The organism is Acinetobacter sp. RUH 2624 (assembly GCF_000162375.2).
Classification (GTDB): domain Bacteria; phylum Pseudomonadota; class Gammaproteobacteria; order Pseudomonadales; family Moraxellaceae; genus Acinetobacter; species Acinetobacter nosocomialis.
Genome location: NZ_KI391940.1, coordinates 354,151 through 366,150, shown reverse-complemented (window position 1 = coordinate 366,150; position 12,000 = coordinate 354,151). Strand labels below are relative to the sequence as shown.

General features: G+C 38.7%; 10 protein-coding genes. 7 read left to right on the top strand and 3 right to left on the bottom strand.

Annotated elements, in window-relative coordinates; genetic code table 11:
* Positions 1-6: 6 nt before the first annotated feature.
* Complete coding sequence (gene fadB, locus HMPREF0014_RS23750; RefSeq protein WP_006580939.1) at positions 7-2,160, bottom strand: fatty acid oxidation complex subunit alpha FadB; 2,154 nt, start codon at positions 2,158-2,160, stop codon at positions 7-9.
* Between the two features lie 573 nt (positions 2,161-2,733).
* On the opposite strand from fadB, the gene lpxO reads away from it, so the two are divergent.
* The gene (gene lpxO / locus HMPREF0014_RS23745) at positions 2,734-3,648 is read left to right on the top strand and encodes a lipid A hydroxylase LpxO (protein ID WP_004699120.1); all 915 of its coding nucleotides are present in this window, start codon (positions 2,734-2,736) and stop codon (positions 3,646-3,648) included.
* A 173-nt stretch (positions 3,649-3,821) separates the two neighbouring features.
* On the opposite strand, the gene HMPREF0014_RS23740 is transcribed toward lpxO, so the two are convergent.
* Entirely contained in the window at positions 3,822-4,106 is a 285-nt protein-coding gene (locus HMPREF0014_RS23740; protein WP_006580940.1) for a hypothetical protein, read from the bottom strand.
* 883 nt (positions 4,107-4,989) lie between these two features.
* Here HMPREF0014_RS23740 and HMPREF0014_RS23735 point away from each other — a divergent pair.
* The 6 genes from HMPREF0014_RS23735 to HMPREF0014_RS23710 all read left to right on the top strand — a co-directional run bounded on the left by HMPREF0014_RS23735 (position 4,990) and on the right by HMPREF0014_RS23710 (position 10,663).
* Positions 4,990-5,520, top strand: coding sequence for a CHAP domain-containing protein (locus tag HMPREF0014_RS23735; protein WP_002157041.1), 531 nt, complete (start codon positions 4,990-4,992; stop codon positions 5,518-5,520).
* A gap of 133 nt (positions 5,521-5,653) precedes the next feature.
* Entirely contained in the window at positions 5,654-7,453 is a 1,800-nt protein-coding gene (uvrC, locus tag HMPREF0014_RS23730; protein WP_031944150.1) for an excinuclease ABC subunit UvrC, read from the top strand.
* Between the two features lie 120 nt (positions 7,454-7,573).
* The gene (locus HMPREF0014_RS23725) at positions 7,574-8,368 is read left to right on the top strand and encodes a thioesterase family protein (protein ID WP_006580942.1); all 795 of its coding nucleotides are present in this window, start codon (positions 7,574-7,576) and stop codon (positions 8,366-8,368) included.
* Positions 8,369-8,486: 118 nt separating this feature from the next.
* Entirely contained in the window at positions 8,487-9,074 is a 588-nt protein-coding gene (pgsA, locus tag HMPREF0014_RS23720; protein ID WP_002156973.1) for a CDP-diacylglycerol--glycerol-3-phosphate 3-phosphatidyltransferase, read from the top strand.
* Between the two features lie 126 nt (positions 9,075-9,200).
* On the top strand, positions 9,201-10,055 hold the full coding sequence (locus tag HMPREF0014_RS23715) for a methylated-DNA--[protein]-cysteine S-methyltransferase (protein WP_006580944.1): 855 nt from the start codon (positions 9,201-9,203) through the stop codon (positions 10,053-10,055).
* Positions 10,052-10,663 carry an alpha-ketoglutarate-dependent dioxygenase AlkB gene (locus HMPREF0014_RS23710; RefSeq protein WP_006580945.1) on the top strand — a complete coding sequence of 204 codons (612 nt, stop codon included), beginning with the start codon at positions 10,052-10,054 and terminating at the stop codon, positions 10,661-10,663. The genes HMPREF0014_RS23715 and HMPREF0014_RS23710 overlap by 4 nt, the downstream gene beginning before the upstream one ends.
* A 195-nt stretch (positions 10,664-10,858) precedes the next feature.
* On the opposite strand, the gene HMPREF0014_RS23705 is transcribed toward HMPREF0014_RS23710, so the two are convergent.
* Complete coding sequence (locus HMPREF0014_RS23705; RefSeq protein ID WP_004883565.1) at positions 10,859-11,632, bottom strand: IclR family transcriptional regulator C-terminal domain-containing protein; 774 nt, start codon at positions 11,630-11,632, stop codon at positions 10,859-10,861.
* Between the last annotated feature and the right edge of the window lie 368 nt (positions 11,633-12,000).

The window sequence follows — 12,000 nt, the reverse complement described above, 5'->3', positions numbered from 1 at the left end:
CGCTCCTTAACCGTAGAATTTTTTATTGTTAGCAGCCATGTCGCGCAACATTTGCGGCGCTTCATAAGCCTTACCTAAGTGTGCATATTTATCGCAAAGTGCAACGTATTCAGCAACACCAGTTTGGTCGATGTAACGGCATGGACCACCACGGAATGGAGGGAAACCTACACCCATAATCATTGCCATGTCTGCTTCAGATGCAGTTGCTACAATCTTGTCTTCCAAGCAACGAACTGTTTCGTTACAGAAAGCAAGCATCATACGGTCAATGATTTCTTGGTTATCAAATTCGCGTTTTTCGCCAGTTACGAACGGAGCAATCACTTCATACGCTGTTGGATCAACAGTTTTTGCTTTCTTGCCTTTCTTGTCGAGTTCGTATTTGTAGAAACCTACGTCATTCTTTTGACCAAGACGCTTCGCTTCATACATTGCTTGGATTGCGCCTTTGTAGTCTGGCTTCATACGGTCAGGGAAACCTTCCGCCATTACTTCTGCACCATGCACACCTGTATCAATACCTACAACATCGATCAGGTAAGCAGGGCCCATTGGCCAACCAAACTTAGACATTACATTGTCGATTTGTTGGAAATCTGCGCCGTCTTTTACAAGAAGGTCAAATGCACCGAAGTAAGGGAACAATACACGGTTAACCAAGAACCCTGGGCAGTCATTTACAACGATTGGTGTTTTACCCATTTTTTGAGCAAGAACGACAGTCGTTGCAATTGCTTCTTCAGAAGTCTTTTCACCACGAATAACTTCTACAAGCGGCATCATGTGAACTGGGTTGAAGAAGTGCATACCAACAAAGTTTTCAGGACGTTGTAATGCTTTTGCCAAACGTGTAATTGAAATTGTAGAAGTGTTAGAAGCAATGATCGTGTTTTCACGAACATTTTTCTCAGTTTCTGCAAGTACGATTTCTTTAACTTTTGGATTTTCAGTTACCGCTTCGATCACGATGTCGACTTCTTTAAACTCTTCGTAGCTTAAAGTAGGACGAATACGTGCAAGCGTTTCACCCATTTGTGCAGGCTTCATTTTCTTGCGTTCAACTTGCTTAGTTAACAAGTTGTTAGCTTCTGACATACCTAGTGCAAGTTGTGGGTTACCAATATCTTTCATGATAATTGGAGTGCCTTTGCTTGCTGCTTGGTAAGCAATACCACCACCCATAATACCAGCGCCAAGTACAGCTGCTTGGTTTACAGGGTGAGCACCTTTTTCATGTTGTTTAGATGCCTTTTTCACAACTTGGTCATTGATGAATAGACCAATCAATGCGCCAGCTTGTGGAGTAATTGCTGCTTTAGCAAAGCCTTCAGCCTCAGCTTTTAATGCTTCATCACGTGCAAGGCTTGCACCAGCTTGTAATGAATCAAGTAATAGTTTTGGAGCAGGGTATTGAGCAGGATTTGCTTTAGCAAGTACTGCACCTTTTGCTGTGTTGAACGCCATCATTTGTTCAAGCGGGTTCAATTTTACAGCTTCAAGTTTCTCTTGGCGTTTTGCTTTCCAGTTTAAACGACCAGAAATTGCTTGTTTAACCAAGTCAGTTGCAGCATCAAGTAATTTGTCAGCAGCTACAACAGCATCTACAGCACCATCTTTAAGCGCAGCAGCTGGTTTTTTAGGAGCAGCCATTGCCATCCATTCAACTGCATTATCAATACCAATAAGACGGCTTAAACGAACACTACCACCGAAACCTGGGTAAATGCCGAGTTTAATTTCTGGTAAACCCACTTGTGCAGCTTCTGACATCACGCGATAGTCACAAACTAAACACATTTCAAAACCGCCACCTAAAGCCATGCCATTAATAGCAGCAACTTTTGGAACGTCTAAATCTTCAAAACTATTGAAGATTTCGTGAACAGGCATAAGCCAGTCAACAATCGCTTTTTCGCCTTGTGCGAAGTTTTCACCAAACTCGGTAATATCTGCACCTACAATAAATGTAGATTTACCAGAAGTTACGACTAAGCCTTTAATATCGTTATTGGCTTTTACAGCCGCGATAGCAGCTTTGAAATCTTCAATTGTTGCACGGTTAAATTTATTGACCGACTCACCTTGTAAGTCAAAGCGGAATTCTGCAATTCCGTCCGCAAGCATTTGGACGGTAATGGCATTGCCAGCGTGGATCATGCCTGATCTCCTTAGTTTTGGAGGATTTCTAAGTTGATGTTATGAAGCGTGTGTACAGCTCCGGTACACATTTATGCTTCGCTAATCTTACGATAACTATATCTAAAAAGAACCCGACAAGTTGTATCAAGCCGTGACGCAAGGGTCATCTTATTTTTTGTTGAATTCATACCACTTAAATGCATAAAGAAAATCATAGAGATAGCTATTGGTTAGAGGTTTTTGTTTTAATTTAAGTTTTTAATTATAAAAAGTATAAATCTTTAATTTTTTATATAAAAAATGTGAATTTTATTCCTTTCACTTCTTGTCAAAAAGGTCAATTGTTCTGGTGTAATGACTGAAAAAACCGACTATAAAGTTACAATTTTCTAATGAATTAGAACCACAAAAATTTACGTACTATTTTTTATATTAAAGTACTTAATGTTCCGAAATATGCTGTTTAATTTTTTACATTCGCTTTTTATAAGTCAATTTTGCTAAAATTTGCGCCAATTAAATATTCTTCTGGCTACTATTACCTTCGAAAATTAAGGTAATGTTGCCCTAAACTTTTGAAAGAGTAGCAATATGATTAAGTGGATCGTATTAGCGATTTTTGTAATATCTGCATTGTATATCCAACATCGCGGCAAAGTGCGTCACTCGTTTTATCGTCAATTTTTTGACCATTCAACCTTGCTCGCACCGATTAACTTTTTAATGTACATCTTTTCAAAGGTACCGAATCAGCCTTATATCGATACTCAACACTTCAAAGATTTAAAAGTGTTAGATGAAAATTGGGAAATGATTCGAGATGAAGCGAAAGCTTTATATGACCAAGGTGGGATTAAAGCATCGAGTACCTACAATGACTTAGGTTTTAACTCGTTCTTTAAAACAGGATGGAAACGTTTTTACCTCAAGTGGTATGAATCAAGCCATCCTTCAGCTGCTGAGCTTTGCCCGAAAACAACGGCTTTACTCAAAACATTACCGACCATTAAAGCGGCAATGTTTACAGAGCTTGCTCCTGATAGCCGTTTGGTTAGACACCGTGACCCGTACGCAGGTTCACTTCGTTATCACTTGGGTTTAATTACACCAAATGATGACCGTTGTTTTATTGATGTAGATGGTGAAAGATACTCTTGGCGTGATGGTCAAAGTGTTGTGTTTGATGAAACTTATATTCACTATGCTGAAAATAAGACTGATCAAAACCGTATTATTTTCTTCGCAGACGTTGAGCGTCCAATGAAAGTAAAATGGATGGAACGTTTCAACCATTGGTTTGGCCGTAATGTGATGACTGCGGCAAGCTCACCGAATGAAACAGGTGACCAAACAGGGGGCTTAAATAAAGCCTTTGGTTATGTTTATCAAATTCGTATTAAAGCTAAAGCTTTAAAAGCTAAAAACCGTAAGTTGTATTACTTCTTGAAATGGTTCCTCATGCTTGGAATTTTCTTCCTGATTTTTGTTCGACCATACGTGTTTTAATGAAAGCGCCCGAAATAAAAATTCTGCGTGATTGAACTAAGCCACACCTTCGAGTGTGGTTTTTTTTGTGGAAATTTTCTGACAGGCCTCTGTGCCACAACAGACTTTAATTTTTTGCGCTGATTTAAAGTAATCAACCATTGCGACACAGAGATAAAGAGCTAAGCCAACGCTTAGCCCAGACTACTTTTGTCACATCGCTGCATGGTGTTCAAAAAAGTAGGGACAAAGTCCTGTGGGAGAACAGGACTTTGCAAACTGACATGTTTAAGGCGTTGCATGAGCTTAGGGGAGTAAACTTGTTCAAGTCGCTGGTAAATACAGTCACAACTCGACTCGCTATGTCCACCCGATAGGCAAATTTTTTCAAACTCCTGCTGAGTGTGTAAATTGCAACCCGAAATACCCAAACTACCTAGAACTAAACTAAAAGTTAAAATAGCTTTATAAGCTTTCATATTATTCTCATAATGATTTATATCTATGAGTAAAATAAAAATATAATGGGTTTAAATAGTTAAAATAAATTTTAGTTAATAATTAATCCTCCTAAAAAACAGGAAAATAAAATGATTAAAATTTTTAAAATAAAAATAATTTATAGATATAAAAATAAGGCATAAAACCAAATTTTAAATAAATAAAATAATTAAATTAGAGAGAAAACAAGTTTGAATAATGGCATGGCCAACTCCTTAAAAAATGGAGTCCTACCACCAGATTACCGCGAATTAATTAGGGTGGTAGAACGAAAGGGGGTTAGCAGACTGGAATCTATGGGACCAGCACGCACAGGGCGTCCCCCTCCCGTCCTACCGCAAAGAAAAGGGGACGCAAGGGTCTAACGACTTATAGATTGTACTATAACCCGCCATAGATTACGGTCTGCTAAAACCGACTGGCAATGTAGGCCAGCAACGAGATAATAATAGTTAAAATGAAAAGCGTCAATTATTAAAAAGGATTTTTATTTAAAATAAATGTGATTTATTTTTATTAAATTTTTTCATTTTAAATATTATTTGGGGAAATATTTATAATATTTAAAATTTCTAATTAATCTGAAGTTTTATATAAGTGTTTGGTCGGTTGAAATGAATTTGATTGATTGGTTGTAGCTAAGTATTTTGCTTTTATAATAGGATATCTTTGCCTCAATATTTATAGAAAGATTAAAGGGCCAGAAAAGGTATTTTTTTATAAAATAAAAACGATAAATTCATTTTGTGACTCATTTCACAGTGCTGGCAATTTGTTACAACTATTAAAAGCCAACGCATAATTTTGATTCTACAATTGCTCCGTTTTTTCGAAGACTGATTAGCGGAAGTAGGTTTCAAAATGGCTCATGCTCATCACGTAGCTCATGCACATGTTCACCATATTAAATTGAGAAAAGAAGAAAGTTCTCAGGGTGACTTAAAAACGAAAGCGATGTTAAACAAAGCTTCTGCTGAGACTAAAAAGCATGGCCGAACGACTTCTAAAAGACATAAAGTAGAAGATCAAAACATTGATTTACATAAGTTCTCAAGCAAACTTGAAAGCATGTCAGCAAAGCACAGCAAAGAGAAATGTGCCAAGAATATCCGTATTGCTCTACAAGCAGCAGGTGCAGATGTTTCCAAGCATCCAGTAGCTGCATCTGACTGGGGACATACATTAGAAAAGAACGGCTATAAGAAAATCAAACCGGCATTTAACCGTCCTCAAGAAGGTGATATTTATATTATCGAACGTACCAGTGGTCATACCTACGGACACATTGCTGGCTATACGGGTAATGGTTGGTTCTCAGATTTTCGTCAAAAAACCTATGCGGTATATAAAGAAAAAGACGTGAAATATAGTTACTATCGCCTCGATTCTTAAGGTAGTACGACACATATTGTCGGGCTAATTCATGATGTGTTTTCAAATTTAGGTTCTGCCACAGTAAAGCACTTGAAAAGTAAAGGTGAAAACATCACATTAGGTATTCAATATTAAGCCATGTATGCCAATAGTGAATCAAAACGCTCGTCCCTATATTGAAAAAATTTTAGCTAACCTGACCCAACTTCCAGGCGTTTATAAGATGCTAGGGAAAGAGGGAGAGTTGTTATATGTGGGTAAAGCTAAAAACCTAAAAAATCGGGTATCGAGTTATTTTGTTAAAACCATTGAGCATCCGAAAACTCAGGCTTTAGTTGCACGAATTTATGATATTGAAACGCTCGTTACGCGTTCAGAAACTGAAGCGCTGCTTTTAGAACAAAACTTAATTAAGCAACATCGTCCGCCTTATAACATTATGCTGCGAGACGATAAGTCATATGTCTATATCTTTGTATCGGCAGATAAACCTTATCCGCGAATTGCCAGTGGACGTGGCAAAGGTAAGCATCAAATCGGGAAGTTCTTTGGCCCGTATCCAAGCGCTTATAGTGCTCGAGATACCTTACTGGTTTTACAAAAACTTTTTAATGTGCGCCAATGTGAAAATACTTACTTCTCACAGCGCAAGCGTCCATGTTTGCAATATCAAATCAAACGTTGCTCGGCCCCATGTGTAGGCTTAGTCTCACCAGAAGATTACAAAGAAGACGTCAATAACAGTATTCGTTTCTTACAAGGTGATACCAAAGAATTAAACCAAGAACTGATTGCGAAAATGGAGCAGGCAGCGGCAGATCTTGAATTTGAAAAAGCTGTTTTTTATCGAGACCGTTTGTCTTTGCTCCGTGAAGTACAAGCACAGCAAGCTGTTTTCAAAGTGAAAGGTGAGGCGGATATTTTAGCCATTGCCTATCAGGCTGGAGTGACATGTGTGCAGATTATGCATGTGCGTAATGGTCGTATGTTAGGCGGAAAAAGTTATTTCCCTGATATGTTGGGCGATGACCTTGGTCAAATGCTGAGTGACTTCATGGCAAACTTTTACTTTCAGGTTGCCGATGAAGTACCAAGCGAACTGATTGTGAATACTGCCTTACCTGACCGTAAAGAGTTGGAGGAAGCTTTAGCACAGCAGTTTGGAAAGAAAGTCCAGATTAAGAGCAATGTGCGAGAAACACGTGCCGAATGGTTAGAACTTGCTGAAATGAATGTTCAGCATGCAATTAAAGGGCAGTTGAGTAATCATTTAGAACTTAATGAGCGTTTCCACCAGCTTGAGCAGGTAGTTGGCCGTCCGATCGATCGTATTGAGTGTTTTGATATTAGCCATACCATGGGTGAAGCGCCTATTGCATCGTGTGTGGTGTTTGACCAAGGCGGTGCACGTAAACGGGATTATCGACAATTTGCCATTCAAGATATTACCGCAGGCGATGATTACGCTGCGATGCGACAAGCTTTAACACGTCGTTATAAAAAGGCAATGTTGCCGGATTTACTTTTAATTGATGGTGGTAAAGGCCAGCTCCATATGGCCATGGAAGTTATGCAAGATCTTGGACTTGATGCTTTCATGATTGGTGTTTCAAAAGGTGAGGGACGTAAACCGGGCCTTGAAACGCTTCATTTTACTGATGGCACAAAAATCCAGTTACCTGAAGATAACAAGGCACTACATTTGATTCAACAGGTGCGTGATGAAGCTCACCGTTTTGCCATTACTAAACACCGCGCTAAACGCGACAAACGCCGTAGTACTTCAGTTTTAGAAGCAATTCCGGGCTTAGGACCTAAACGCCGTCGAGATTTATTAACACATTTTGGTGGGATTCAAGGGGTGTTAAAAGCATCTGAAAAAGAACTGACAGTCGTGCCGGGCTTGGGTGAAGTGATGGCAAGAACGATTTATAAAATTTTGCATGAGTAGTTAAGTCTTGAGAATATGAGTGACAAAAGCGCTCGTAAATTAATAGCTGAATGATCATTCACATGTTGGTCAAAATGATGAAAGATATTTCTTAATCATACGCATGATTTAGGGATAGGAATGTCGTTATTACAACTATGGGAAGATGTAAAACAAAATGAATGGATTGATATACCCGCAGGATGGTTACAGGGCCGCACCGTTTTTGGGGGCTTTGTTGCAGGGTTATTAATGCAAAAAGCATGCGCCCATATTCAAGATTCAAATAAAAGGCTGTTAAGTTGTAGTGTTACTTTTGTAGGCCCTGTACAACAAGGTTCTGCCCGATTGACTATTGAAGTTTTAAGAGAAGGAAAGTCAGTCACTACGCTTGAAGCACGGTTATGGCAAGATAATGCAGTTCAAACCATTTTGGTTGCAAGTTTTGGCGTGTCTCGTGTGTCGAGTATTGAGGTAAAACAAGAACCCATAGCACCTGCTTATGTACAACCAGAAAATTTAACCGTCATTCCTTTTGCGAAACATATGCCGGAATGCTTTCAGCATTTTGAAGTCTGTTGGGCTGAGGGTAATTATCAGGTAACGGCAAGTGGGCATCCTGACTTTGGTGGTTGGTCAAGGTTCTCACCAGAACAACATGAAAATCGTCAAATGACATTACCTGATTTGATTGTACTTATGGATATTTGGCCGCCGGGTGTATTGCCAATGTTTAAGCAAGTTGCGCCAGCAAGCTCTTTAACATGGCACATTACTTATGTTCATCCAGTTCAGCATCAGTTGTGCGACTGGTTTAAATATAAAGTCACGACTGAATATGCAGCTGAGGGTTATTCCACAGAATATGCATATCTTTGGGATCAAAATGATCATTTAATTGCAATCTTGCGGCAAACTGTTACGGTATTTACCTAAGTAATCTACTTTCTCGATTCACATATTTCGTATAAAGTGGCTGTTACAGATAGATACAATATTGAAGTATGTGTCGTTGTCTGTTAAAAGATGCGTGAAGACTAAATTGGCGGTGTTTATGACCACAGGGCGAATCCTGAATATCCCAAATATCCTAACTTTGGCGCGTATCGCGCTTATTCCTGTATTTTTGGTGATTGCATATTGGCCGCCTGCAATAGGTATTGGTGAGCACGTAGGAAGTATGACGCGTCATATTATCTTGACGGCTATTTTTGTGCTGGCTGCCGTAACTGACTGGTTTGATGGCTACTTAGCACGAACTTTGAACCAGACTTCAGCATTTGGCCGATTCTTAGACCCAGTTGCAGACAAACTTATGGTGGCAGCTGCACTTATTGTTTTAGTGCAGTGGAAACCGACAATTGCGATGGCTTTTGCTGCAATTGTTATTATTTCACGGGAAATTACCGTGTCTGCTTTACGTGAGTGGATGGCAGAGCTCGGTGCACGAACCAGTGTAGCAGTGTCAACTGTAGGTAAATATAAGACCGCATTTCAAATGATTGCGATTAGTGTATTTCTACTGAATTGGCAGCCTTTAGAAATGCTGGCTTATGCTTTGTTATATACCGCTGTGATTCTCACTTTATGGTCAATGTTTATTTATTTAAAAGCAGCGTGGCCATATCTAAAACAACCCTAATGTCAGGTTGAATGATTAAGCCTTTCTATAACGAAAGGCTTTTTTTATTTTTGAAGAGTGCAAGAATCGGGTCGTCATGGTGTCTTGGCTACTTTAAAGTAAGATTAAGTGCTAAGGAGGTGACAGATGCAAATGCTTTCTTCTCGGCAATTTGCTGTGATTGCCACAATTATTGAATATTTATATGAACATCTAGACCAGCAACCAAGCTTAGAAGATGTCGCTAAATATATGGATTTAAGTCCAAGTTATATCCAGCGGCAGTTTCAGGAATGGGTAGGCATTAGCCCTAAGAAGTTTGTGCAATATATGAGCTTGCAGCAGGCAAAGTATTATTTAATGCAGCAACGTAGCTTATTAGATACTGCTTTAAATACTGGACTATCGGGTACGGGTCGTTTACATGATTTGTTTATTCAGCTTGAGGGGATGACCCCAGGTGAATACAAGCAGCAAGGTGATGGGGTTGAACTGAATTATTCAGTTGAAACAAGCCCATTTGGTGATTTATTAGTAGTAAGTAGTGAGAAAGGGATTTGTTCTGTTCGCTTTGTTGATAGTCGTGAAAATATTCAAGACATCATTAAACAATACTTTCCGAAAGCTCAACTAAGAAATCACTCTCCGATTTGGCATCAGCAAATTGCACAGTGGTTTAGACAAGATTTTTCAGAACACTTACAGCAGAAATTACCGCTTAATCTTGCAGGAACACCATTTCAGCTTCAAGTGTGGGAAGCATTACTTACTATTCCCGAAGGACAGCTACGTACTTACCAAGATATTGCTGAGCAAATTGGAAAACCTAAAGCAGTCAGAGCAGTCGCTACGGCAATTGGGCAAAATCCGATTGCGTATTTAATTCCGTGTCATCGAGTCATTCGTGCAACAGGAATGGTCGGTGAGTACCATTGGCAAAAAGGGCGTAAACTGGCATTGTTAGCTTGGGAAATGGCTAAGCAGCAAGGGGAGATTGCATGACACTAGATTTATTTTCTCCGGAGCCTTGTTCAAACTTATTGCCTTATGAAGGTGAGGTTCAGGATTATGGATGTATTTTAAGTATAGAAGAAGCCGAACAATATTTTCATTATTTGTACCACCATTTGGCATGGCGACATGATGAAGCGAAGCTATATGGCAAGCACTTTATTACACCCCGCAAGGTTGCTTGGTATGGAGATGAGCATTATCGATATAAATATTCCGGTGTCTTTCGTGATTCTTTACCGTGGGACAGAGCACTTGCCAAGCTAAAGCAGCAAGTCGAGCAGATTCTTTCAGAAAAATTTAACTCTTGCTTGGCAAATCTTTATGAAGACGGAACGCAAGGTATGGCTTGGCATAGTGATTCGGATGTGTCTTTAGCTAGAACTACTACAATTGCTTCTTTAAGTTTTGGAGCAACGCGGAAGTTCTCTTTTAGACATATTCAAACCAAGGAAAAAGTTGAGATGTGGTTACAACCGGGTCAACTTATTGTGATGCGTGGTGAGACTCAACAATATTGGCAACACCGTTTAAATCGTTCAACCAAGATTTTACAACCGCGTATTAATCTGACATTCCGTCAGTTCAAATTTTCATAAGTTTTATTATAAAAATTGGGCAAGAAAAAAGCCCATGATGGCAGCATGAGCTTATTCCTCTGAGGGAGAGCCTTCTATTGATGAGCTGCTGATGAAAAGAATCATCAATAGGTGCTAAAATCATAATATGAGAATATTTAGATATTTTCAATGCTTCAAAGTGTAAGAAAACTTTAAATTATCAAAAATATTATTTTAGATCTCGCCTTTTTCGGAAAGTTCCATAAAGCGCTGTTCTATTAATGCAGCATTTTCTTGCAAAATTTCAATGAGTTTTTCAATATTTAAAAAATCAAAGCGATTTTTTGATGCGACTAGTGTTAAAGCTAATGGAACTTCTTTACTTGAAAAACGAACGGGTACAGCAAGCCCTGAAACATTAGGATCAATCTCACCTTGTGAGAAATAGAAGCCTTGTTTCTTTATTTTACGCATGCGTTGGATAAAGCTTGGTTCATCCAGAGCAAAACCTGATTCAGACAGCTCATGTTGAAAACGTTGATAATAGTCATGCATGCGCTGTTTACTTAAATGTGACACCATTGTTTTTGGTGATGCTCCAACATAGATCGGACGCGGACAACCTCGGCCATATGAAAGTAGCTCTGTATCTTTAAAAATCTCATGATGAATATCAATGCAGTAGTCATCATTTAAATAGGTGAGTAAACAGCAAAGTTCAGTGCGTTCAACAATGTTACGCATAAACGGCGTACTGATTTGAACTAATGGATCGGTTGTTCTGGATACATAGTCAAGAACTGCTATTTTTGAGCCTAAAGTGTAATCGCCAGAAGTACCATTAATACGTTTTAATAAGTCGGCTGATACGAGTTCTTTCAGATAACGATAGCTGGTCGGTTTAGACAAGCCAAGTTCTTCGCAAATAATATCGACATTAATCACTGGTCGTGAAACTGAAAATAAATCCAGTACGGTTAAAATTTTGCCAAAACTTGAAATTGCCATGATGTCTTATTCGTATCCTTAATAAACGGGTCACACTTGAGTTCTTATAACAGAAAAATTGAAGCTTTGTCTCAATTCCAAGATAACTACCTGATTTAAATATTTTACGCTCAGAATCAGAAAAGTTCTCTTGATTCACACATCATATATGATTAACTAAAAACATATCAAATTATCAAATAAAGATATTTTAGTTGACTAAATCACTTTATTTTGAAAAAATTGTGCAGCAAAATATCTAATCGAGAAATTGGTTTACTCTGCCGACTTTTTCGATGTCTCTCCTTTCCTAAGCTTGGTCGTATAAATAGCGGCCAAACTGAAATCATCTCGGTACATCATACAGAGATGTAGGAAAAATCATTGTA